This is a genomic window from Micromonospora sp. CNZ299 (assembly GCF_002754415.1).
In genome coordinates, this window is record NZ_PEFG01000001.1 from 616,630 (window position 1) to 639,992 (window position 23,363).

Below are 23,363 nucleotides of genomic sequence, written 5' to 3' on the forward strand. Positions count from 1 at the left end.
CTCCCTCAGCCGCGCTTACGCGTGGCGTAGCGGCGGCGGACGATCAGCCGGTCACTCGGCTGGCCCTTACGGCGGGTGCGGCCCTCGGGCTTACCCTGCGGGTTGACCGGGTGGCGACCACCGGAGGTCTTACCCTCACCACCACCGTGCGGGTGGTCGACCGGGTTCATGGCGACACCACGGACGGTCGGGCGCTTGCCCTTCCACCGCATCCGGCCGGCCTTGCCCCAGTTGATGTTCGACTGGTCGGCGTTGCCGATCTCGCCGACGCTCGCGCGGCAGCGCACGTCCACCCGCCGGATCTCGCCGGACGGCATACGCAGGGTCGCGTACGCGCCCTCGCGGCCGAGCAGCTGGATGCCGACGCCGGCGGAACGGGCCAGCTTGGCCCCGCCACCCGGACGCAGCTCCACGTTGTGAATCGTGGTGCCGACCGGGATGTTGCGCAGCGGCAGGTTGTTGCCGGGCTTGATGTCGGCGCCCGGACCGGACTCGACGCGGTCGCCCTGCTTCATGTCCTTCGGCGCGATGATGTACCGCTTCTCGCCGTCGGCGTAGTGCAGCAGCGCAATGCGCGCCGTGCGGTTCGGGTCGTACTCGATGTGAGCGACCTTCGCCGGCACGCCGTCCTTGTCGACCCGCTTGAAGTCGATCAGACGGTACTGGCGCTTGTGACCGCCGCCGTGGTGTCGCGTGGTGATCCGGCCGTGGGCGTTACGCCCGCCCTTCTTCGGCAACGGAGCCAGCAGCGACTTCTCCGGCGTGGACCGGGTGATCTCGGCGAAGTCAGCGACGCTGGAGCCACGTCGGCCCGGCGTCGTCGGCTTGTACTTACGGATAGCCATTGTCTACACCCCTCAGCTGACCGGGCCGCCGAAGGCCTCGATGCGGTCACCGTCAGCCAGCTTCACGATCGCCCGCTTGGTCGCCTTGCGCTGACCGAAGCCGGTCTTGGTGCGCTTGCGCTTACCCTGGCGGTTGAGCGTGTTGACCGTCAGGACGCGGACGTTGAAGATCTGCTGGATAGCGATCTTGATCTCGGTCTTGTTCGCGTCCGGGTGCACCAGGAAGGTGTACCAGTTCCGGTTCAGCTCGCTGTAGCTCTTCTCCGAGACGACCGGCGCGACGATGATGTCGCGCGGGTCGGCGATGGTGCTCACTTGCCACCCTCCTCGGTGGTCTCGGCGGGCACGCCCAGGAACTCGTCCAGGGCGTCCTTGGTGAAGACCACGTCGTCGGCCACCAGCACGTCGTACGTGTTCAGCTGGCCGGACTCGATCAGGTGCACCCGCGGCTCGTTGCGCAGCGACACCCAGTTCAGTTCGTCGGTGCTGCTCAGCACGACCAGGACCCGACGGGCCTCGGTGAGCTTGGTCAGCGTGGCCAGGGCCGCCTTGGTCGACGGCTTCTCGCCCGAGACGAACGCCTCGACGACGTGCACCTGCCCGGCGCGTGCCCGGTCGGAGAGGGCACCCCGCAGAGCGGCGGCCTTCATCTTCTTCGGGGTCCGCTGGCTGTAGTCGCGCGGCACGGGACCGTGCACGACGCCACCGCCGGCGAACTGCGGCGCGCGGATCGAGCCCTGGCGGGCGCGACCGGTGCCCTTCTGCTTGTACGGCTTCTTGCCGCCACCGGCGACCTCGCCGCGGGTCTTGGTCTTGTGCGTGCCCTGTCGGGCCGCCGCGAGCTGGGCCACCACGACCTGGTGCATCAGCGCGACGTTGGCCTGCACGTCGAAGATGTCCGCCGGCAACTCGACCGAGCTGCTGGTGGTGCCTTCGACGGTGCGCACGTCAACGGTGGTCACTTGGCCGCACCGCCCTTCTTCACCTTGCTCTTGGCCGCGGTCCGGACCAGAACCAGCGCGCCCTTGGGACCAGGAATGGCACCCCGGACGAGCAGCAGGTTGTTCTCGGTGTCGACCGCCTGGACGGTGAGGTTCTGCACGGTGTACCGCACGCCACCCATCCGGCCGGCCATCCGGGTGCCCTTGAAGACACGACCCGGAGTGGCGCAGGCGCCGATGGAGCCGGGCGAGCGGTGCTTGCGCTCGACACCGTGACCGGCACCCAGACCGTGGAAGCCGTGCCGCTTCATCGGGCCGGCGTAGCCCTTGCCCTTGGTCTTGCCGGTGACGTCGATGGTGACGCCGGCCGGGAACTCCTCGACCGTGACTTCCTGGCCGAGCGAGTATTCCCCAGCGTCCGTGGTGCGCAGCTCGACGATGTGCCGGCGCGGCGCCACGTCCGCCTTGGCGTAGTGGCCGCTGATCGGCTTCTTGACCTTGCGCGGGTCGATGATGCCGTACGCCAGCTGGACCGCTGAGTAACCGTCCTTCTCGGCGCTACGAACCTGGCTGATGACGCACGGGCCGGCCTCGACCACGGTCACGGGAACAACACGGTTGTTGTCCCAGACCTGGGTCATGCCGAGCTTGGCGCCCAGGATCCCCTTGACTTGCCTGTCCATTTGTCCGGTCCCTACAGCTTGATCTCGATGTCGACGCCAGCCGGCAGGTCGAGGCGCATGAGCGAGTCGACCGTCTTCGGGGTCGGGTCGATGATGTCGATCAGCCGCTTGTGCGTGCGCATCTCGAAGTGCTCGCGCGAGTCCTTGTACTTGTGCGGCGAGCGGATAACGCAGAAACGGTTGATCTCCGTGGGCAGCGGCACCGGGCCCGCGACCTGCGCCCCGGTGCGCGTCACCGTCTCGACGATCTTCCGAGCCGAGGAGTCGACGACCTCGTGGTCATAGGCCTTGAGCCGGATGCGGATCTTCTGTCCCGCCATGGTGGCTTCTGTTCCTTCTCTCGATGCCGCTGTGTTGCGGGCGCCTGTACCGGCTGGTACAGGCCCACTTCGCCGACCCCCGCGGTCGGGCGTGTCGCGCCCTCGGATCGGGCTCCGCCCCGTGGTTCCGGAGCGGTGCTGACCGCGCGGTGGGTCAAGGCGCCGATCGCATTACCGCGACCTGAACGCCGTGCGAGGGTGGTTGGCGACTGGGCCGCCAACCACCCCACGCTCGACTGCCTCGCCACCCGGAGGTTCAGCGAAAGCCGAACACAGGCGACGAACTGTCGTTACGCAACCTGACTAGTATGCCGCACGACCGGCGGCGGGTCTAATCGGGGTTACCTAGTTCACTTGATGATCTTGGTGACGAACCCGGCGCCGACGGTGCGGCCACCCTCGCGGATCGCGAACTTGAGGTTCTCCTCCATGGCGATGGGCTGGATCAGCTTCACCGACATGGTGGTGTTGTCGCCCGGCATGACCATCTCGGTGCCCTCGGGGAGGGTGACGACACCGGTGACGTCCGTGGTCCGGAAGTAGAACTGCGGGCGGTAGTTCTGGAAGAACGGGGTGTGCCGGCCGCCCTCCTCCTTGGAGAGGATGTAGACCGTCGCCTCGAACTCCGTGTGCGGGGTGTTCGAGCCCGGCTTCACGACGACCATGCCGCGCTCGACCTCGTCGCGCTTGGTGCCACGCAGCAGCAGGCCGACGTTCTCGCCTGCGCGGGCGTCGTCCAGGGTCTTCCGGAACATCTCGATCGCGGTGACCTTGGTCTTGAAGCTCTTCTCCTTGATACCGACGAGCTCAACATCCTCGTTCGGCAGGAGAACGCCGCGCTCCACGCGACCGGTGACGACGGTGCCACGACCGGTGATCGTGAAGACGTCCTCAACCGGCATCAGGAACGGCATGTCGACCTCGCGCTCCGGCTGCGGGATCGAGGTGTCGACCGCAGTCATCAGGTCCAGCAGCTTGCCGGTCCACTCGGGGTCACCCTCGAGGGCCTTCAGCGCCGAAACCCGAACCACCGGCAGGTCGTCGCCCGGGTACTCCTGCGACGAGAGCAGCTCACGGACCTCGAGCTCGACGAGCTCCAGGAGCTCCTCGTCATCGACCATGTCGCTCTTGTTGAGCGCCACGACGATGTACGGCACACCAACCTGACGGGCCAGCAGCACGTGCTCGCGGGTCTGCGGCATCGGGCCGTCGGTCGCCGCGACCACCAGGATCGCGCCGTCCATCTGCGCGGCACCGGTGATCATGTTCTTGATGTAGTCGGCGTGCCCAGGGCAGTCGACGTGCGCGTAGTGCCGCGACTCGGTCTGGTACTCGACGTGCGCGATCGAGATCGTGATGCCGCGGGCCTTCTCCTCCGGCGCCTTGTCGATCTCGTCGAACGGCGTGTAGGGGTTCAGGTCCGGGTACTGGTCGTGCAGGACCTTGGTGATGGCCGCCGTCAGCGTCGTCTTACCGTGGTCGATGTGACCAATGGTGCCGATGTTGACGTGCGGCTTAGTCCGCTCGAACTTAGCCTTCGCCACTGGTGTCCTCCTGTGGACTTCTTGGTTCGTACGCCCGGCGCGCCGGTCGGCGCTTAGGACTCTGTCGACAGCCTTTCCGGCCAGAAGGCCGGGAAGCCATTGTGGGTTCTGCGGCGATGAAGCCTACAGGCCCGGTCTCACGCGATCCGATCGTGGTGGCCGCGGGCGGGTGAAACCTCCCGCGACCAACCACGAATCACCTGCTCAGGGCGTTACTCGCCCGTTGCCTTGGCGATGATCTCCTTCGCGACGCTCTGCGGAACCTCGGCGTAGGAGTCGAACTGCATGCTGTAGCTAGCCCGGCCCTGGGTCTTCGACCGCAGGTCGCCGACGTAGCCGAACATCTCCGACAACGGCACCAGAGCCCGGACGATGCGGGCGCCGCTGCGCTCCTCCATCGCCTGGATGATGCCGCGGCGGGAGTTGAGGTCACCGATGACGTCACCCATGTTCTCCTCAGGAGTGGTGACTTCAACGGCCATCATCGGCTCGAGCAGCGCGGGATCGGCCTTGCGGGCCGCGTCCTTCATCACCATCGAGCCGGCGATCTTGAATGCCATTTCCGACGAGTCGACCTCGTGGTACTGGCCGTCGAGCAGCGTCAGCTTCACACCCACCAGCGGGAAGCCCGCCAGGATGCCGTACTGAAGCGCGTCCTGCGCACCGGCGTCCACCGACGGGATGAACTCCCGGGGGATGCGGCCACCGCTGACGGCGTTGGCGAACTCGTAGGTCGGCGATTCGTTGTCCAGCGGCAGCGGCTCGACGCTCACGATGACGCGGGCGTACTGGCCGGAGCCACCGGTCTGCTTCTTGTGGGTGTACTCGACCTTGTCCACCTTGCGGCGGATGGTCTCGCGGTATGCCACCTGCGGCTTGCCGACGTTGGCCTCGACGTTGAACTCACGCCGCATCCGGTCGACCAGGATGTCCAGGTGCAGCTCGCCCATGCCGGAGATGACCGTCTGACCGGTCTCCTCGTCCAAGCGGACGCGGAAGGTCGGGTCCTCTTCGGCCAGCCGCTGGATCGCGGTGCCGAGCTTCTCCTGGTCGGACTTGGTCTTCGGCTCGATCGCCACCGAGATGACCGGCTCCGGGAAGGTCATCGACTCCAGGATCACCGGGTTCGCCGGGTCGGAGAGCGTGTCGCCGGTGGTGGTTTGCTTGAGACCCTGCACGGCGATGATGTCGCCGGCCTGCGCCGTCGGACGCTCTTCGCGCTTGTTGGCGTGCATCTGGTAGATCTTGCCGATCCGCTCCTTGCGGTCCTTGGTGGAGTTGACCACCTGGGAACCGGACTCGAGAAGACCGGAGTAGACCCGGACGTAGGTGAGCTTGCCGAGGTGCTTGTCCGTCTGGATCTTGAAGGCCAGACCGGAGAACGGCTCCGACTTGGAAGGCTTGCGGAGCAGCGGCGTCTCGCCGTCCGGCGCGGTGCCCTCGATGGCCGGAACGTCCAGCGGCGACGGCAGGAAGTCGACCACGGCGTCGAGCATGGGCTGGACGCCCTTGTTCTTGAACGCCGAGCCGCACAGCACCGGGTTGGCCTTGCCGGCGATGGTGGCACGCCGGATGGCGGCCTTGATCTCCTCGGGGGAGACCTCCTCGCCTTCCAGGTACTTCTCCATCACCGAGTCGTCGACGTCGGCCAGGGTCTCCATCAGCTTCTCGCGCCACTCGGCCGCGGAGTCGGCCAGCTCGGCCGGGATCTCCTCGATCGCGTAGTCGTCACCCTTCTGGGTCTCCCCACGCCAGGTGAGAGCGCGCATGCCGATCAGGTCGACGACACCGATGTGGTCGCCCTCGAGCCCGATCGGGATCTGGAGCACCAGCGGGGTGGCGTTCAGCCGGTCGATCATCATCTGCACGCAGCGGAAGAAGTCGGCGCCGGTCCGGTCGAGCTTGTTGACGAAGCACATACGCGGGACGTTGTACTTGTCGGCCTGCCGCCAGACGTTCTCCGTCTGCGGCTCCACGCCGGCGACACCGTCGTAGACCGCGACCGCACCATCCAGAACCCGCAACGACCGCTCGACCTCGACCGTGAAGTCGACGTGGCCCGGCGTGTCGATGATCTGGATCGTGTGGCCCTTCCACTCACACTTGGTAGCAGCGGAGGTGATGGTGATGCCACGCTCCTGCTCCTGCTCCATCCAGTCCATGACGGCAGCGCCCTCGTGGACCTCACCGATCTTGTACGTGATGCCGGTGTAGAACAGGATCCGCTCGGTGGTCGTGGTCTTACCGGCATCGATGTGCGCCATGATGCCGATGTTGCGTACGTTGGCGAGCGCGTCTGCGGCGGCCACTTCAATCCCTACTTATCGTCGTCTCGACTCAACTGGTGGCGGTTCCGGCGCCGCGAGGGCGCCGGAACCAGGGTGTTACCAGCGGTAGTGCGCGAAGGCCTTGTTCGACTCGGCCATCTTGTGCGTGTCCTCGCGCCGCTTGACGGCGGCACCGAGGCCGTTGCTCGCGTCCAGCAGCTCGTTCATCAGCCGCTCGACCATGGTCTTCTCGCGACGAGCGCGGGAGTAGGTGACCAGCCAGCGCAGGCCCAGCGTGGTCGCCCGGGTCGGGCGGACCTCGACCGGCACCTGGTAGGTGGCGCCACCGACACGACGGCTGCGTACCTCGAGGGTCGGCTTGACGTTGTCCATCGCCCGCTTGAGGGTGACGACCGGGTCGGTGCCGGACTTCTCGCGGCAGCCCTCGAGGGCCGCGTACACGATCGACTCGGCGAGCTGACGCTTGCCGCGGAGCAGGATCTTGTTCACCAGCTGGGTGACCAGCGGCGAGTTGTACACCGGGTCAGCGACCAGTGGCCGCCGCGGAGCGGGTCCCTTACGCGGCATGTCAGCTCTTCTCCTTCTTCGCGCCGTAACGGCTGCGCGCCTGCTTGCGGTTGCGGACACCCTGGGTGTCCAGCGAGCCGCGAACGATCTTGTAACGCACGCCGGGGAGGTCCTTCACCCGGCCACCGCGCACGAGCACGATCGAGTGCTCCTGGAGGTTGTGACCGACGCCCGGGATGTAGGCGGTCACCTCGATCTGGCTGCTGAGCTTCACGCGAGCGACCTTGCGCAGCGCCGAGTTCGGCTTCTTGGGAGTGGTGGTGTACACGCGGGTGCACACGCCGCGCCGCTGAGGGGAACCCTTCAGCGCCGGGGTCTTGGTCTTGGTCGTCTTCGCCTGGCGGCCCTTTCGGACCAGCTGCTGGATCGTGGGCACCGGGTTTCTCCGCTCCCTTCGGCCGCATTCGCGGCCGCGCCGTCGCTCGTTAGCCGGCCTGATGACCGGCTCTCCTACATTCCGACCAGGGTCACCTTGCGGAGACCCCGGCACCCGCGGTCGGGCGTGTCGCCCTCGTCACGGCCCCGTTGCGACGCTTTCGCGTGCGTACCGGGTTTGTTCACCGGTGCGCGGGTCGCCCCGCCCCGGATCTTTGGCTTGTCGTGCCGCCGCCCGGACTCCGGGGACAGCGCACGCACGAGTTGCCCGGGCATGCCCGGGCACAAGGGGAAAGAGTACCTACCACAACCGCCCAGGTCAAAACGGAATGGCCCGGCGACTGTCTCACATCCGCCGGCCGGATCTCGTCCTGCCCCGTCGCCCGCGATGGGCACCTGCAGACATAAGTGTACCGGCTTCCCCCGCGCGGCCACCCGTCGGCCCCGGGCCGGCACCGGGTGGTCGCCGCGGGACCTCCGCATCGCGGACCGGACGGTGACGGGCCTCAGGCCAGGGTGAGAAGCAGCGCCAGGCCCAGGCCCAGGAGGCTGAGCACCCCTCCCGCCACGCCACAGCTGATTCCGGCCACGGCAAGCCCACGGCCGGTGAACCGGACCGCAGGAGGCGCCACCGGCCGACGGATCTGCCGCTGACCGAGCAGACCGGTGACGATCGCCGCCACGCCGGCCAGCACCCCGAGCACGGTGAACGCTCCGGAGGCCCAGGCCCCGCCGTCGTCCTTGAAGCTCACCCCGAAGCAGATCACCAGCAGCGAGACCAGGACGGAGGCCACCCCGGCCACCAGCGCCCCGACGGCCAACCCGGAGGTGACCGGCGCCACGTCCAGGTGCACGACACCGAACGGCGTGCCGGGCACCATCTCCACCCGCTTCGGTGGCCGGCGTTGGTCATCGGTGGGCGGCGGCACCGGATGCCCGGTCATGCCACCCCAACCGGGCGCGTGACCCGGTGGCGGCGGCCCCCAACCCGCAGGCGCGCCGGGCCCGGACGGCGGCGGACCCCAACCGGGAGGCGCGCCGGGCCCGGCAGGCGGCGGCCCCCAACCGGGAGGCGAACCAGGCCCGGACGACGGCGGACCCCAACCGGGAGGCGCGCCAGGCCCAGACGAAGGCGGACCCCAACCGGGCGGGGTCGGCGCACCGGAGACCGGGTACGGCTGGCTGGAGCCGGTCGGGGTGGTCGGGCCCCAGCCGGGGTGCGGCGCGGGAGATGACGGCGCAGGCGATGACGGCGCGCTCGGCGTGGCCGCGGGCGGGTGCGGCTCGCTGCTCGGGTCCGGTCGCGCCCAGTCACTCGGCTCGGGCGGGGTCGGCGCGTCCGGATGACCGGCCGGTTCGTCCGCAGGGGGCCGCGCCGGTTCCGTCACGAGGTCCTCCTGTCGAAAGGGCACCGCCGCCGCACGGCGGACACCGGCCAGGCTACCGCCGAGAGCGCCGCCGTCCGCGCCCGGCGCGGCCACGGGCGGCTCAGTCCATGTTCGCCGGGTAGTCATGGCCGAACGGCGCGCCGGCCAACCGCACCACCCCGATCACCACCGCGACCACCACGGTGACCGCGACCAGCACGAGGCCGGTCCAGGCCATCCGCTCCCCCCGTCGCAGCCAGGCGCCGCCGGTCAGGAAACCCCCCGAGGCGTACGCCTCACGGCGCGCCTGCCGGGCCAGTTGCAGCGCCACCGTCGCCGGCACCACCCCGCCGATGAAGAGCCCGGTCAGCATGCCGAGCAACCCCAGCGCGAAGACCGCCCGCGCCTTGGTGGCACGGGCCGGATCCGGGTCCAGCGGGTGGCGCAGGCCCTGCTGCGCGACGGGCACCTGCCCGGGTGCGGTCGTCATACCCCCATCATGCCGAACTCGGCCCGGGGGTGGGTGGGTCCGGACACGACGAGGCCCCCGGCGGAAACCGGGGGCCTCGTCGTGCGATTGGTGCTTAGCGGTACGACCCGAAGTCGAAGTCGTCCAGCGGCACAGCCTGCCCGCCGGCCGGCCCGAAGCCGTAGTCGGTCTCCGGGTACCCGGTCATCGAGTAGACCTTGGCCTTGGCCTCCTCGGTCGGCTCCACCCGGACGTTGCGGTACTTGCTGATGCCCGTACCGGCCGGGATGAGCTTTCCGATGATCACGTTCTCCTTGAGGCCGACCAGCGAGTCGCTGCGCGAGTTGATCGCAGCGTCGGTCAGCACCCGGGTGGTCTCCTGGAAGGAGGCCGCCGAGAGCCAGGAGTCCGTGGCCAGCGAGGCCTTGGTGATACCCATCAGCACCGGACGACCAGCGGCGGGCTCGCCGCCCTCCGAGACGAGTCGGCGGTTCTCCGACTCGAACAGCGCCCGGTCGACCAGCACACCCGGCAGGAACTCGGTCGAGCCGGAGTCGATGACCGTCACCCGCTTGAGCATCTGGCGGATGATGATCTCGATGTGCTTGTCGTGGATGAGCACACCCTGCGAGCGGTAGACCTCCTGGACCTCACTGGTCAGGTGGACCTGGACCGCCCGCGGACCCATGATCCGCAGAAGCTCGTGCGGGTCGATGGTGCCCTCGGTCAGCTTCTCGCCGACCGCGACGTGACCGCCGTCGTGGGTCCGGAGCTTGACGCGCTTCGAGATCTTGTCGTAGACGATCTCTTCGCTGCCGTCGTCCGGCACCACGATGATCTTGCGCGAGCGCTCGCCGTCCTCGATCCGGATCCGGCCGGGGGTGTCGGCGATGGGCGCCTTACCCTTCGGGACCCGAGCCTCGAAGATTTCCTGAACACGCGGCAGACCCTGGGTGATGTCCTCACCAGCGACACCACCGGTGTGGAAGGTACGCATCGTCAGCTGCGTACCGGGCTCACCGATGGACTGGGCGGCGATGATGCCGACCGCCTCGCCGATGTCGACCGACTTACCGGTCGGCAGCGACCGGCCGTAGCAGGCCGCGCAGACACCCAGCTTGGACTCGCAGGTGAGCACGCTGCGCACCCGGACCGTCTCCACACCGGCGGCGACGATCTTGTCGACCCCGATGGAGTTGATGTCCTGGCCGCGCTCGGCCACCACGGTGCCGTCCGGCCCCTTGATGTCGTCGGCCAGCGTCCGGGCGTGCACGCTGGTCTCGGCGTGGGTGTGGACGACGAGCTTGCCGTCCAGCTTCTCGCCGATCTGCATCGGGATCGCCCGGTCGGTGCCGCAGTCCTCTTCACGGATGATGACGTCCTGCGAGACGTCCACCAGACGACGGGTCAGGTAACCCGAGTCGGCGGTCCGCAGCGCGGTGTCGGCGAGACCCTTACGAGCACCGTGCGTGGAGATGAAGTACTCCAGCACGGACAGACCCTCCCGGTAGCTGGCCTTGATCGGCCGCGGGATGATCTCGCCCTTCGGGTTGGCCACCAGACCACGGATCGCCGCGATCTGCCGGAGCTGGAGCAGGTTACCGCGGGCACCCGAGTGGATCATCTTCCACAGTGGGTTCTCCTGCGGCAGCGCGGTGTCCATCTCCTTGGCGACCTCGTTGGTCGCCTTGGTCCAGATCTCGATGAGCTCGCCGCGACGCTCCTCGGCGGTCATCAGACCACGCTGGTACTGCTTGTCGATCCGGTCGGCTTCCTTCTCGTACTTCGCCAGGATCTCCGCCTTGCGCGGCGGAGCGATGACGTCCTCCATGCCGATCGTCACGCCGGACCAGGTGGCCCAGTGGAAACCGGCCTCCTTGAGCCCGTCCAGGGTGGCGGCCAGCGCCACCTTGGGGAAGCGCTCGGCGAGGTCGTTGACGATCGCGGAGAGCTGACCCTTGCGGATCTCGTAGTTCACGAAGCGGTAGCCCTGCGGCAGCGTCTCGTTGAACAGCACCCGACCCAGGGTGGTCTCCACGGTCAGCGCGTCACCCTCGACGAAGCCCTCCGGAGCGGACCACGCCTCGGCGCCGGCACCGTTGTCGACCTCGACCACACCACGAAGGCGGATCTTGACGGGCGCCTGCAGGTGCAGCTCACCGTTGTCGAAGGCCATCCGCGCCTCGGCGTCCGAGCTGAACGCCCGGCCCTCGCCCTTCTCACCGGCGGTGAGGTGGGTGAGGTGGTAGAGACCGATGACCATGTCCTGGGTGGGCATGGTGACCGGCTTACCGTCGGCCGGCTTGAGGATGTTGTTCGACGACAGCATCAGGATCCGAGCCTCGGCCTGAGCCTCGGCGGACAGCGGCACGTGCACCGCCATCTGGTCACCGTCGAAGTCGGCGTTGAACGCCGTGCAGACCAGCGGGTGGATCTGGATGGCCTTGCCCTCGACCAGCTGCGGCTCGAAGGCCTGGATGCCCAGGCGGTGCAGGGTCGGCGCCCGGTTGAGCAGCACCGGGTGCTCGCCGATGACCTCTTCCAGCACGTCCCACACGACCGGGCGCTGACGCTCGACCATCCGCTTGGCGGACTTGATGTTCTGCGCGTGGTTGAGGTCCACCAGCCGCTTCATGACGAACGGCTTGAACAGCTCCAGGGCCATCTGCTTGGGCAGACCGCACTGGTGCAGCTTGAGCTTCGGGCCGACCACGATGACCGAACGGCCGGAGTAGTCGACGCGCTTGCCCAGCAGGTTCTGGCGGAACCGGCCCTGCTTGCCCTTGAGCATGTCGGACAGCGACTTGAGCGGGCGGTTACCCGGGCCGGTGACCGGCCGGCCGCGACGGCCGTTGTCGAACAGCGCGTCGACGGCCTCCTGGAGCATCCGCTTCTCGTTGTTGACGATGATCTCGGGAGCACCGAGGTCGATCAGCCGCTTGAGGCGGTTGTTCCGGTTGATCACGCGGCGGTACAGGTCGTTCAGGTCGGAGGTCGCGAACCGGCCACCGTCGAGCTGCACCATCGGGCGCAGGTCCGGCGGGATGACCGGGACGCAGTCCAGCACCATGCCGAGCGGCGAGTTGCGGGTGTTCAGGAACGCCGCCACGACCTTGAGCCGCTTGAGCGCCCGGATCTTTCGCTGGCCCTTGCCGGACCGGATGGTCTCCCGCAGGCTCTCGGCCTCGGCGTCGAGGTCCATGTTCTGGACCAGCGCCTTGATCGCCTCCGCGCCCATGGAACCGGTGAAGTACTCACCGAACCGGTCGCGCAGCTCGCGGTAGAGCAGCTCGTCGGTGACCAGCTGCTTCGGCTCCAGCTTGCGGAAGGTGTCCAGCACCTCGTCCAGGCGGTCGATCTCGCGCTGGGCCCGGTCGCGGATCTGGCGCATTTCGCGCTCTCCGCCCTCCTTGACCTTGCGCCGGACGTCCGCCTTCGCGCCCTCGGCCTCCAGCTCGGCCAGGTCGGCCTCGAGCTTGGCGGCGCGCTTCTCGATCTCCGAGTCGCGGCTGTTCTCGGACTGCCGCTTCTCGGCCAGGATCTCGTTCTCGATCGTCGAGAGGTCACGGTGACGCGACTCCGCGTCCACGCTCGTCACGACGTACGAGGCGAAGTAGATGATCTTTTCGAGGTCCTTGGGGGCGAGGTCCAGCAGGTAGCCCAGCCGGCTCGGAACGCCCTTGAAGTACCAGATGTGGGTCACCGGAGCAGCGAGCTCGATGTGCCCCATCCGCTCACGACGGACCTTGGAGCGAGTCACCTCGACGCCGCAGCGCTCACAGATGATGCCCTTGAACCGAACGCGCTTGTACTTACCGCAGTAGCACTCCCAGTCGCGCTGCGGACCGAAGATCTTCTCGCAGAAGAGCCCGTCCTTCTCCGGCTTCAGGGTGCGGTAGTTGATCGTCTCAGGCTTCTTGACCTCGCCGTGCGACCACTGACGGATGTCGTCGGCGGTGGCGAGACCAATGCGCAGCTCGTCGAAGAAGTTGACGTCGAGCACTATGTCCCCTATGTCGTCGTCTGTACTGCTAATTCTCGGGCGGGGTCGGGGGCCGGCGAACCGGCCCCCGACCGCTCACCTCAGACCTCTTCGACCGAGCTCGGCTCGCGCCGGGACAGGTCGATGCCCAGCTCCTCAGCGGCCCGGAACACCTCGTCGTCGGTCTCGCGCATTTCCAGGGCCACACCGTCGCTGGAGAGCACCTCAACGTTGAGGCACAGCGACTGCAGCTCCTTGAGCAGCACCTTGAACGACTCCGGGATGCCCGGCTCCGGGATGTTCTCGCCCTTGACGATGGCCTCGTAGACCTTCACCCGGCCGAGCACGTCGTCGGACTTGATCGTGAGCAGCTCCTGCAGGGCGTACGCGGCGCCGTACGCCTGCATCGCCCAGCACTCCATCTCACCGAAACGCTGACCACCGAACTGCGCCTTACCACCCAGCGGCTGCTGCGTGATCATCGAGTACGGCCCGGTCGAACGAGCGTGGATCTTGTCGTCGACCAGGTGGTTGAGCTTCAGGATGTAGACGTAGCCGACCGCGATCGGGTCGGGCAGCGGCTCGCCGGAACGACCGTCGAACAGCTGCGCCTTGCCGGTACGCCCGATCAGCTGCTTGCCGTCCCGGTTGGGCAGGGTCGACTCGAGCAGACCGGAGATCTCCTCCTCGCGGGCACCGTCGAAGACCGGGGTGGCCACGTTGGTGTCCCCCTCGGACTCGTGCGCGTCGATCGAGCGGAGCTGGCGCTTCCAGTCGGCGTCGTCACCCTCGACCTTCCAACCGGTCTTGGCGACCCAACCGAGGTGGGTCTCCAGAACCTGGCCGATGTTCATCCGGCTCGGCACACCGAGCGGGTTGAGCACGATGTCGACCGGGGTGCCGTCCTCAAGGAACGGCATGTCCTCGATCGGAAGGATCTTCGAGATGACGCCCTTGTTGCCGTGCCGGCCGGCGAGCTTGTCGCCGTCCTGGATCTTGCGCTTCTGGGCGACGTAGACCCGGACCAGCTCGTTGACACCCGGCGGCAACTCGTCGCCGTCCTCGCGGGAGAACGTGCGCACACCGATGACCGTGCCGGTCTCGCCGTGCGGCACCTTCAGCGAGGTGTCCCGAACCTCACGCGCCTTCTCACCGAAGATCGCGCGGAGCAGTCGCTCCTCCGGGGTCAGCTCGGTCTCACCCTTGGGCGTGACCTTGCCGACCAGGATGTCACCGGGGACGACCTCGGCACCGATCCGGATGATGCCGCGCTCGTCGAGGTCAGCGAGCATTTCCTCGCTGACGTTCGGGATGTCGCGGGTGATCTCCTCCGGACCGAGCTTGGTGTCCCGGGCGTCGACCTCGTGCTCCTCGATGTGGATCGAGGTGAGCACGTCCTGCTGCACGAGGCGCTGCGACAGGATGATCGCGTCCTCGTAGTTGTGACCCTCCCAGCACATGAACGCCACCAGCAGGTTGCGTCCGAGTGCCATCTCGCCTTCGTCGGTGCACGGACCGTCGGCGATGACCTGACCGGCCTCGACGCGGTCGCCCTCGAAGACCACCGGCTTCTGGTTGACGCAGGAGCCGGCGTTGGAGCGGCGGAACTTGTGCAGCAGGTACGTCCGGCGGTGGCCGTCATCCTGGTGGATGGTGACGTAGTCGGCACAGAGATCCTCGATCACACCGCCGACCTCGGCGACAACCACGTCGCCAGCGTCGACCGCGGCCCGGTATTCCATGCCCGTACCCACGAGCGGCGCCTCGGCCTTGACCAGCGGCACCGCCTGGCGCTGCATGTTCGCGCCCATCAGTGCCCGGTTGGCGTCGTCGTGCTCGAGGAACGGGATCATGGCGGTCGCGACCGAGGTCATCTGCCGGGGCGAGACGTCCATGTAGTCGACGGCACCGGGGACGACGTCCTCGGTCTCGCCGCCCTTACGACGGCAGAGCACCCGTTCCTCGGCGAACGTGCCGTCAGCCTTCAGGCGCGCGTTGGCCTGGGCCTTGACGAACCGGTCCTCCTCGTCCGCGGTCAGGTAGTCGATCTGGTCGGTGACCCGACCCTCGACGACCTTCCGGTACGGCGTCTCGATGAAGCCGAACGGGTTGACCCGGGCGAAGGTGGACAGGGCGCCGATCAGGCCGATGTTCGGGCCTTCCGGCGTCTCGATCGGGCACATCCGGCCGTAGTGGGACGGGTGCACGTCGCGGACCTCGAAGCCGGCCCGCTCACGGGACAGACCACCCGGGCCGAGCGCGCTCAGCCGGCGCCGGTGGGTCAAGCCCGCCAGCGGGTTGGTCTGGTCCATGAACTGGGACAGCTGCGACGTACCGAAGAACTCCTTGATCGCCGCCACCACCGGGCGGATGTTGATCAGGGTCTGCGGCGTGATCGCCTCGACGTCCTGCGTGGTCATCCGCTCGCGGACGACACGCTCCATGCGGGACAGGCCGACCCGAACCTGGTTCTGGATCAGCTCACCCACGGTGCGCAGACGACGGTTGCCGAAGTGGTCGATGTCGTCGGCCTCGTAGCCGTCCTCACCGGCGTGCAGCCGGCACAGGTATTCCACGGTGGCGACGATGTCGTCCTCGGTGAGCGTGCCAGTGGTGATCGGCACGTTCACTTCGAGCTTCTTGTTGAACTTGTAGCGCCCGACCTTGGCGACGTCGTACCGCTTCGGGTTGAAGAAGAGGTTGTCGAGCAGGGTCTGGGCGTTCTCGCGCGTCGGCGGCTCGCCAGGGCGCAGCTTGCGGTAGATGTCGAGCAGAGCCTCGTCGGCGCCGGCGATGTGGTCCTTCTCGAGCGTGGTCATCATCAGCTCGGACCAACCGAACCGCTCGCGGATCCGCTCAGCCGACCATCCGACGGCCTTGAGCAGGACCGTGACGGCCTGCCGACGCTTACGGTCGATACGTACACCGACCGTGTCGCGCTTGTCGATGTCAAACTCCAGCCAGGCACCCCGGCTCGGGATGACCTTGACGCTGGAGAGGTCGCGGTCGGAGGTCTTGTCCGGCTGCTTGTCGAAATACACGCCCGGAGACCGGACGAGCTGGCTGACCACGACGCGCTCGGTGCCGTTGATGACGAAGGTGCCCTTGGGCGTCATCATCGGGAAGTCACCCATGAACACCGTCTGGCTCTTGATCTCGCCAGTGGTGTTGTTGGTGAACTCCGCGGTCACGAAGAGCGGAGCGCAGTAGGTCAGGTCCTTCTCCTTGCACTCCTCGATCGAGGCCTTGACCTCGTCGAAGCGCGGCGCAGAGAAGGAAAGTGACATGGTGCCGGAGAAGTCCTCAATGGGACTGATCTCTTCAAGGATCTCCGCGAGACCCGAGCGTGCGTGCGGGTCGTCCGCCGACCGGCCCTGCCAAGCCTCGTTGCCGACGAGCCAGTCGAAGGACTCGTTCTGGATGGCAAGGAGGTTGGGGACCTCGAGGTGTTCGGTGATCCTGCCGAATGAAACTCGGCGGGGAGCGAATGCGCTCGACGTACGACTGGTCTTCGCAGGGCGGGAAGCTGCCAAGATGCGTCCTTCCGAGGACCGGTGCTGCAGAACGGCTGGTACGCGTGCACTCCAATGACCCCACCAGAAATATCCGTAAACGGACATTTCCGAGCAGGGGTCAAGTCGGAAGGCAGCGCAAACTAGCAGTGTAGCCGAGAGGCTAACCGCTGTCCAGCCCACCCCGCAGGTCGTTTGCGGAACGTGCCTCGGCCCCCGTCAACCGGGGTCTGCCGGGCCGCTCAGAACGCAACGTCCCCACTGGGCCGCTCGGGTCGAAGCGGCCGATGGTGCCGCCGCTGTCATACCCACGTCGTGGCCGTCGCAAGCGCGGTGTCTTGCTGGTGTCAGCGTGCCTGGCAGCCTGGGGCCGCGTCAAGGGCCGGTATCCGGGTCGCCGCTTCTTTCCTCCTGGCGGGCGACCCTCCGCGCTCGTTCGGACCGCCGGCGCCGGTGGTCCTGGCCCAGCTCAGAGCCGGTCGGCGCCGGATCCACCAACACGGCGGGCGGCGATCCGTGTCGGATCACCGCCCGCCGCGATGCGATCGTGTCCCGGCTCACGAGCCGGGACACGCGCGCTGGTGGAGCTCAGGTCACTTGAGGGTGACCTTGGCGCCTTCGCCCTCGAGCTTGGCCTTCGCCTTGTCGGCGGTCTCCTTGTTGACCTTCTCCAGGATGGCCTTCGGCGCGGACTCGACCGCGTCCTTGGCCTCCTTGAGGCCCAGGCCGGTCAGCTCACGCACGACCTTGATGACCTGGATCTTCTTGCCGCCGTCAGCCTCGAGGATGACGTCGAACTCGTCCTTCTCCTCCTCGGCCGGGGCAGCAGCGCCACCGGCGCCACCGCCGGCAGCGGCAACCGCGACCGGAGCCGCGGCGGTGACCTCGAAGGTCTCCTCGAACTGCTTCACGAACTCAGAGAGCTCGATCAGCGTCATCTCCTTGAACGCGTCGAGCAGCTCGACAGTGCTGAGCTTCGCCATATCTGGCGTCCTTTCCTGATTCTGTTAAGTAAGAACTGGTGCGCCGTGGGGGCCATCAGGCCGCCTCGGCGCCCTCCTTCTCGCGCTTGTCCTGCAGAGCTGCCGCCAGGCGGGCGGTCTTCGACAGCGGGGCCTGGAACAGGGCCGCGGCCTTGCTCAGGTTGCCCTTCATCGCGCCGGCCAGCTTGGCCAGCAGCACCTCGCGGGACTCCAGGTCGGCAAGCTTCGTGACCTCGGCCGCGGAAATGGCCTTGCCCTCGAAGACACCGCCCTTGATGACGAGCTTCGGGTTGGCCTTCGCGAAGTCGCGAAGCCCCTTCGCCGCCTCGACGACGTCGCCCGAAACGAAAGTCAGCGCGGTAGGACCGGTGAACAGCTCGTCGAGGCCGGTGATGCCCGCGTCCGTCGCAGCACGCTTCGCGAGCGTGTTCTTCGCGACCGTGTAGCTGGTGTCGGCGCCGAGCGAGCGCCGAAGCTGGGTGAGCTGGGAAACCGTCAGACCGCGGTACTCGGTCAGCACGGTGGCGCCTGAGCTGCGGAAGCTCTCGGTCAGCTCAGCAACGGCCGTGGCCTTGTCGGCCCGGATCGGCTTGTCCGCCATGTCCCTCCTCTCTCGTTACTCGAGGCTGGTCCCCGTCACCGCCGAGGCGGGAACGGGGGCGGAGGCAGCACGACAACGAAAAAGCCCCGGCGCAGGGCGCACGGGGCGAGGGCCGGAAGATCATCACGGTCGGCGGACCATGAACACTGCCGAGTTACGCTTGCCGCCCTACGCGGGTCGCCCGATGTCGCGGGGCCTTCGACCGTGCCGAAGCACGGTGACCAGCGGTCTCTGGGTGGTTCCTCATCCGTGAGAACACGGATGACGGTTGAAGAGTACGCGCCCCGGCCACCAGCGCCAAATCGCGGTCGGTGAGCCGCGCCACGGACGGCCGGCACCGGTCAGCCCTGGGCCCGCCGCCGCCACAGATAGCCGCCGAGCACCGCAGCGCTCCAGGCCAGCGCCCACCCGCTCAACCCCAGCAGGGTCAGCGCGGCCGCGTCGCCGCCGGTGGTGCGTGCGGCGGCCATGATCGGCGGCGCCAGCCAGGGGGCCACCGACCCACTCAGCCCGAGCACCACCGCGCCGACCCCGCCGAGGGCCAGCACCGCGACGCCGTAACCGGCACCGCCCACCGACGCCCGGCTGGCCAGCGCGCCGAGGGCAACCGCAGCGGGTACGGCGAGCAGGTGCGCCCACACTCCCAGCGCGAGCCCGACCGGGATCGACCGGTCCCCCGGGTCGACCGGGCCGGAGACCCCGCCGACCAGCCACGGAAAGAGCAGCGCCACGGCCACCGTCACCAGAGCCGCCACACCGGCGGCGAGGAGCCCGGCCAGCCGCTCCCGGGCCACCCCGACCGCCACCTGCGCCAGGCGGCGCTGCACGTCCGGCTCCACGTCCAGCAGGATCTTGGTCTGCCAGGCGACGACCGGGAAGAGGACCACGGCCGAGACGCCGTACGCCTCCGCCGGCTGCGCGCGGCCACCGCCGTAGAGGGTGCCGAGAACGACCAGGCCGGCGAGCAACGGGGCCACCGCACGCCCGGTGCGCAGGAAACCGGCCAACCTCATCCGCACCAGGGGGATCACCGGGCCTCCCCCGCTGCTGGCTCGATCATCGGGTCGACGCCCTGGTCGGCCCCGGACTGCCCGGGTGTCGGCTCACCGGTCGCCGATCGGATCGACGGTGCGGCGGGTCGCGCCTGTGCGGCGGCGGTGGAGGCGTCGGCGCGTACTCCCAGGACGTGGTGGCCCTCGGCGCGCAACCGGGCGACGGTGCCGGCGACCCGCGCGGCCGGCACCGCGACCTCGACCACGGCGAACGTCTCGTCCGCCGACGACGTCTCCTCGGTCAGCGAACCGTCGGCCACCAGCCAGCGGCGCGCGGCCGGCAGCCGGATCGTCTCGCCACGGTGGTCGCTGACCAGAACGGCGCCGTCGGCGGCGAGCACCTCGGCGATCAGCTCGGGAACCAGCTCGCGGGTGGCGGCGTCCAGCCCCTCCCACGGCTCGTCGAGCACCAGCAGGCCCGGCGGGCGCAGCATCGCCTGGGCCAGGCCCACCTTCTGCGCGGTTCCCTTGGACAGCTCGGGCAGTCGGACCGAGCGGAAGGCGGACAGCCCGAGCCGGTCGGTCCAGGAGGTCACCGCCTCGTCGGCCGCCGCTCCGCGCAACCCCGCCACCCGGGCCATCCCGGTGAGATAGCGGGCCACGGTGAACGGCTGGTCGGCCGGGAAACGCTCCGGCACCCAGCCCACCCGCGTCGGGCGGCCGGTGACCCGGCCCCGGCCCGGCCGGAGCACGCCAGCGGCCACCTGGAGCAGTGTCGACTTGCCCACCCCGTTGCGGCCCAGCACGACAGCCGCCTCGCCCGGACCGATGTGCACGTCGATGCCTCGCAGCACCCACCGCCCCCGCCGGTGGTACCGCAACCAGACGTCTTCCAGCCGCATGGGCCGAGACTGCCACATCTCAAACGCGCCGGGGCGCCGCCACAGTAGTGGCGGCGCCCCGGCGGAGCGAACTGTCGGCTCAGGCCTCGGCCTGGTCCTCCCGGAGGTTCTTCACCAGGTTCGGGTCGACCGGGACGCCCGGGCCCATCGTGGTGGTCAGGATGACCTTGCGGAGGTACTTGCCCTTGGACGCGGACGGCTTGGCACGCAGCACCTCGTCGAGCACCGCAGCGTAGTTGTCCACCAGCTGGCTCTCCGTGAAGGAGGCCTTGCCGATGATCAGGTGCAGGTTGGAGTGCTTGTCCACCCGGAAGGTGATCTTGCCACCCTTGATGTCCTGCACCGCCTTGGTGACGTCCATGGTCACAGTGCCGGTCTTCGGGTTCGGCATGAGACCGCGCGGGCCCAGGATCCGCGCGATCCGGCCGATCTTGGCCATCTGGTCCGGCGTGGCGATCGCCGCGTCGAAGTCCAGCCAACCACCCTGGATCCGGGCGACCAGCTCGTCGGTGCCCACCTCGTCGGCACCCGCGGCGGCGGCCTCTTCGGCCTTCGCGCCGCTGGCGAACACGATCACGCGGGCGGTCTTACCGGTGCCGTGCGGCAGGTTGACCACGCCGCGGACCATCTGGTCCGCCTTGCGGGGGTCGACGCCGAGGCGCATGGCGACCTCAACCGTGGCGTCGAACTTGACGTTGGTGGTCTCCTTGGCCAGCTTCACGGCCTCGGAGGGGGTGTAGAGCTTCGACCGGTCGATGACATCGGCGGCCTTGCGGTAGCTCTTGCTGCGCTGCATTGCTGATTACTCCTGTGGTCTCTGGCGGGCCGCTCGGCGCGAGCCCTCCCACGGTCGGGTCGAAGGCTTTGGCCGACGTCAGTCGTTGACGGTGATGCCCATCGACCGGGCGGTGCCGGCGATGATCTTCTCGGCCTGGGCCAGGTCGTTGGCGTTGAGGTCGGCCATCTTCTTCTCGGCGATCTCACGCAACTGGGCGCGGCTGACCGAGCCGACCTTCTCGGACTGCGGAACACCCGAGCCCTTCTGCACACCGGCGGCCTTGATCAGCAGCCGGGCAGCGGGCGGGGTCTTCAGCACGAAGGTGAAGGACCGGTCCTCGTAGACGCTGATCTCGGCGGGGACGATGTCGCCCCGCTGGGACTCGGTCTGCGAGTTGTAGGACTTGCAGAACTCCATGATGTTCACGCCGTGCTGGCCGAGCGCGGGGCCGACCGGCGGCGCCGGCGTGGCCTGGCCCGCCGGCAGCTGAAGCGTGAACGTCTTGACGAGCTTCTTCTTCGGAGGCATGTCACTTCCTGGGGCTTGGAGCTGGGAAAATGCGGCTGTCGCCGCCCTCGGAGCGCGCACGGTCAGCGCGGTGCGACAGCGGCGACATTCAAGAGTAGCGCAGGCCGCAGCCCACTCGTCCGCCGAGGTCGAGCGGGAGGGCATACGCCGACGTCGGCGGCGGGCCAGGCCCGCCGCCGACGACCAGTCAGATCTTGGCGACCTGGTTGAAGTTGAGCTCCACCGGGGTCTCGCGACCGAAGATCGACACCAGCACCTTGAGCTTCTGCTGGTCGGCGTTGATCTCGCTGATGGTGGCCGGCAGCGATGCGAACGCGCCGTCGGTGACGGTGACGGAGTCGCCCACCTCGAAGTCGAGGACCTTGATCTCCGGCTTCGACTTCTTCTGCTCGGTCTCGACGGCCGGCGCCAGCCACTTCAGCACCTCGTCGAGGGAGAGCGGGGCGGGCCGGTCGGCCCGGTCGGTCGCGCCGACGAAGCCGGTCACGCCCGGGGTGTTACGGACACAGGAGTACGACTCGGCGGTCAGCTCCATCCGGACCAGGATGTAGCCCGGGAAGACCTTGGCCTGGATCTGGGAACGCTTACCGTTCTTGACCTCGACCTCTTCCCGGGTCGGCACCTCGACCTGGTAGATGAAGTCCTCCATGTCGAGGCTCGTGATCCGGGTCTCGAGGTTGGTCTTGACCTTGTTCTCGTAGCCGGCGTAAGAGTGCACCACATACCAGTCACCCGGCGCGTAGCGCAGCTTCTGCCTCAGCTCGGCAACTGCGTCGAACTCCTCGTCCGGTGCGGGCTCGGTCGTTGGGAACTCCGGCTCGCTGGCGGCCTCAACCGACTCGTCACCAGCCGCCGTCGCGACCGTGGACTGCTCGTCCACCTGTCCGGCGGTCTCGTCGTACTCAGGCACGCTCGCTCACTTCCGTCACTATCGGCTGGAGGCAGCCGGTCAGTCCGAGTTGCCAAAGACAAACAGCACGACCTTGGCGAAGCCGTAGTCCAGCACACCGACGATCGTCAGCATGACCGCAACGAACGTCACCACCACGGCGGTGTAGGTCAGCAACTCCTTGCGGGTCGGCCAGATGACCTTACGCAGTTCGGCTACGACCTCGCGGAAGAACCGGGCGATGCGGCCGAACACGCCCACCCGACCCGTTTCCGACCGGGTGGTCGGTCGGCTGTCCGCCGACTCTGCCCGGGCGCGGGACCGCGTGGCGGTGCCTCCCCGGGATACCGGCTCGTCCGCGCTGGAGGCGTCGTCGTCGGCTACGTCGTCGACGACCTCGTCGTCCAGACGATCGTCGCCGGCGTCCTCGCCGTGCCGCTTGTTGTCGGCCACTTCGCCCTCCGTCGCGGAATCTCGGGTCGCACGCCGAGTGGCGTACGCGGCGCTGGTCACGCCGGCCGGGCCCAACCGTCCCGCGACGGGCCGCGGCCGGTGGATCATCCGGAGGGCCCCGATTGCCTCGGAACCACCCCGCCGATGCCACCACCACGGGCCGGACGCCGCCAAGCTGGCGGCGCGACCCACGGGAACGGTCAGGCCTGAGGCGCAGGGGTGACAGGACTTGAACCTGCAGCCTGCGGTTTTGGAGACCGCTGCTCTGCCAATTGAGCTACACCCCTATGTGGCAACACTCGCCCCACGCGGCCACAGACGACCGAGCAGGGGTCACTTGCCCC

At 68.3% G+C, this 23,363-nt stretch carries 21 protein-coding genes and 1 tRNA gene; all 22 read right to left on the reverse strand.

Going from position 1 to position 23,363, the window contains the following annotated elements; genetic code table 11:
• Positions 1-5 precede the first annotated feature (5 nt).
• The 22 genes from rplB to CLT68_RS03065 all read right to left on the reverse strand — a co-directional run bounded on the left by rplB (position 6) and on the right by CLT68_RS03065 (position 23,306).
• Positions 6-845 carry a 50S ribosomal protein L2 gene (gene rplB / locus CLT68_RS02960; RefSeq protein WP_088950237.1) on the reverse strand — a complete coding sequence of 280 codons (840 nt, stop codon included), beginning with the start codon at positions 843-845 and terminating at the stop codon, positions 6-8.
• Positions 846-857: 12 nt separating this feature from the next.
• Positions 858-1,160 carry a 50S ribosomal protein L23 gene (gene rplW / locus CLT68_RS02965; RefSeq protein WP_007465304.1) on the reverse strand — a complete coding sequence of 101 codons (303 nt, stop codon included), beginning with the start codon at positions 1,158-1,160 and terminating at the stop codon, positions 858-860.
• Positions 1,157-1,807, reverse strand: a complete 651-nt coding sequence (gene rplD / locus CLT68_RS02970) for a 50S ribosomal protein L4 (protein ID WP_099848678.1) — start codon at positions 1,805-1,807, stop codon at positions 1,157-1,159. Before rplD ends, rplW begins: the two co-directional genes overlap by 4 nt.
• Positions 1,804-2,469 (reverse strand): 50S ribosomal protein L3, encoded by a 666-nt coding sequence (gene rplC, locus CLT68_RS02975; RefSeq protein ID WP_099848680.1) that lies wholly within the window; start codon positions 2,467-2,469, stop codon positions 1,804-1,806. The genes rplD and rplC overlap by 4 nt, the downstream gene beginning before the upstream one ends.
• 11 nt (positions 2,470-2,480) lie before the next feature.
• Positions 2,481-2,789, reverse strand: a complete 309-nt coding sequence (gene rpsJ / locus CLT68_RS02980; protein WP_007073037.1) for a 30S ribosomal protein S10 — start codon at positions 2,787-2,789, stop codon at positions 2,481-2,483.
• Positions 2,790-3,139: 350 nt separating this feature from the next.
• Positions 3,140-4,333: an elongation factor Tu gene (gene tuf / locus CLT68_RS02985; protein ID WP_088950239.1), complete on the reverse strand. Its 1,194-nt coding sequence runs from the start codon at positions 4,331-4,333 to the stop codon at positions 3,140-3,142.
• 212 nt (positions 4,334-4,545) lie between these two features.
• Positions 4,546-6,642: an elongation factor G gene (gene fusA / locus CLT68_RS02990; protein ID WP_088950240.1), complete on the reverse strand. Its 2,097-nt coding sequence runs from the start codon at positions 6,640-6,642 to the stop codon at positions 4,546-4,548.
• A gap of 75 nt (positions 6,643-6,717) precedes the next feature.
• The gene (gene rpsG / locus CLT68_RS02995; protein ID WP_007465317.1) at positions 6,718-7,188 is read right to left on the reverse strand and encodes a 30S ribosomal protein S7; all 471 of its coding nucleotides are present in this window, start codon (positions 7,186-7,188) and stop codon (positions 6,718-6,720) included.
• A gap of 1 nt (position 7,189) precedes the next feature.
• Positions 7,190-7,564, reverse strand: coding sequence for a 30S ribosomal protein S12 (gene rpsL / locus CLT68_RS03000; protein ID WP_007465318.1), 375 nt, complete (start codon positions 7,562-7,564; stop codon positions 7,190-7,192).
• 505 nt (positions 7,565-8,069) lie between these two features.
• Positions 8,070-8,450, reverse strand: a complete 381-nt coding sequence (locus CLT68_RS03005) for a hypothetical protein (protein ID WP_088952026.1) — start codon at positions 8,448-8,450, stop codon at positions 8,070-8,072.
• A gap of 601 nt (positions 8,451-9,051) precedes the next feature.
• Entirely contained in the window at positions 9,052-9,420 is a 369-nt protein-coding gene (locus CLT68_RS03010) for a hypothetical protein (protein WP_099848682.1), read from the reverse strand.
• A 94-nt stretch (positions 9,421-9,514) separates the two neighbouring features.
• Complete coding sequence (locus tag CLT68_RS03015) at positions 9,515-13,402, reverse strand: DNA-directed RNA polymerase subunit beta' (RefSeq protein WP_088950242.1); 3,888 nt, start codon at positions 13,400-13,402, stop codon at positions 9,515-9,517.
• A gap of 80 nt (positions 13,403-13,482) precedes the next feature.
• Complete coding sequence (gene rpoB / locus CLT68_RS03020) at positions 13,483-16,914, reverse strand: DNA-directed RNA polymerase subunit beta (protein WP_099848684.1); 3,432 nt, start codon at positions 16,912-16,914, stop codon at positions 13,483-13,485.
• 572 nt (positions 16,915-17,486) lie between these two features.
• Positions 17,487-17,876, reverse strand: a complete 390-nt coding sequence (gene rplL / locus CLT68_RS03025; protein WP_099848686.1) for a 50S ribosomal protein L7/L12 — start codon at positions 17,874-17,876, stop codon at positions 17,487-17,489.
• Between the two features lie 55 nt (positions 17,877-17,931).
• The gene (gene rplJ, locus CLT68_RS03030) at positions 17,932-18,477 is read right to left on the reverse strand and encodes a 50S ribosomal protein L10 (protein ID WP_030329872.1); all 546 of its coding nucleotides are present in this window, start codon (positions 18,475-18,477) and stop codon (positions 17,932-17,934) included.
• 341 nt (positions 18,478-18,818) lie between these two features.
• Positions 18,819-19,508: a hypothetical protein gene (locus CLT68_RS03035; protein ID WP_088950245.1), complete on the reverse strand. Its 690-nt coding sequence runs from the start codon at positions 19,506-19,508 to the stop codon at positions 18,819-18,821.
• Positions 19,505-20,371, reverse strand: a complete 867-nt coding sequence (locus CLT68_RS03040) for an ABC transporter ATP-binding protein (protein ID WP_099848688.1) — start codon at positions 20,369-20,371, stop codon at positions 19,505-19,507. Before CLT68_RS03040 ends, CLT68_RS03035 begins: the two co-directional genes overlap by 4 nt.
• 79 nt (positions 20,372-20,450) lie before the next feature.
• Positions 20,451-21,167, reverse strand: a complete 717-nt coding sequence (gene rplA, locus CLT68_RS03045; protein WP_088950246.1) for a 50S ribosomal protein L1 — start codon at positions 21,165-21,167, stop codon at positions 20,451-20,453.
• Positions 21,168-21,245: 78 nt separating this feature from the next.
• Positions 21,246-21,677: a 50S ribosomal protein L11 gene (gene rplK / locus CLT68_RS03050; protein WP_088950247.1), complete on the reverse strand. Its 432-nt coding sequence runs from the start codon at positions 21,675-21,677 to the stop codon at positions 21,246-21,248.
• Positions 21,678-21,864: 187 nt separating this feature from the next.
• Positions 21,865-22,587 carry a transcription termination/antitermination protein NusG gene (nusG, locus tag CLT68_RS03055; RefSeq protein ID WP_088950248.1) on the reverse strand — a complete coding sequence of 241 codons (723 nt, stop codon included), beginning with the start codon at positions 22,585-22,587 and terminating at the stop codon, positions 21,865-21,867.
• Between the two features lie 39 nt (positions 22,588-22,626).
• Positions 22,627-23,019, reverse strand: coding sequence for a preprotein translocase subunit SecE (gene secE / locus CLT68_RS03060; protein ID WP_088950249.1), 393 nt, complete (start codon positions 23,017-23,019; stop codon positions 22,627-22,629).
• A 214-nt stretch (positions 23,020-23,233) separates the two neighbouring features.
• A tRNA-Trp gene (locus tag CLT68_RS03065) sits at positions 23,234-23,306 on the reverse strand.
• Positions 23,307-23,363 lie beyond the last annotated feature (57 nt).

Bases quoted from the DNA above. Each gene is read 5' to 3' on its own strand.
- rplK (WP_088950247.1), bottom strand. From the start codon at position 21,677: ATGCCTCCGAAGAAGAAGCTCGTCAAGACGTTCACGCTTCAGCTGCCG.
- CLT68_RS03010 (WP_099848682.1), bottom strand. From the start codon at position 9,420: ATGACGACCGCACCCGGGCAGGTGCCCGTCGCGCAGCAGGGCCTGCGC.
- rplJ (WP_030329872.1), bottom strand. From the start codon at position 18,477: ATGGCGGACAAGCCGATCCGGGCCGACAAGGCCACGGCCGTTGCTGAG.
- rpsJ (WP_007073037.1), bottom strand. From the start codon at position 2,789: ATGGCGGGACAGAAGATCCGCATCCGGCTCAAGGCCTATGACCACGAG.
- rpsG (WP_007465317.1), bottom strand. From the start codon at position 7,188: ATGCCGCGTAAGGGACCCGCTCCGCGGCGGCCACTGGTCGCTGACCCG.
- rplC (WP_099848680.1), bottom strand. From the start codon at position 2,469: ATGGACAGGCAAGTCAAGGGGATCCTGGGCGCCAAGCTCGGCATGACC.
- rplL (WP_099848686.1), bottom strand. From the start codon at position 17,876: ATGGCGAAGCTCAGCACTGTCGAGCTGCTCGACGCGTTCAAGGAGATG.
- CLT68_RS03040 (WP_099848688.1), bottom strand. From the start codon at position 20,371: ATGCGGCTGGAAGACGTCTGGTTGCGGTACCACCGGCGGGGGCGGTGG.
- rplA (WP_088950246.1), bottom strand. From the start codon at position 21,167: ATGCAGCGCAGCAAGAGCTACCGCAAGGCCGCCGATGTCATCGACCGG.
- rplB (WP_088950237.1), bottom strand. From the start codon at position 845: ATGGCTATCCGTAAGTACAAGCCGACGACGCCGGGCCGACGTGGCTCC.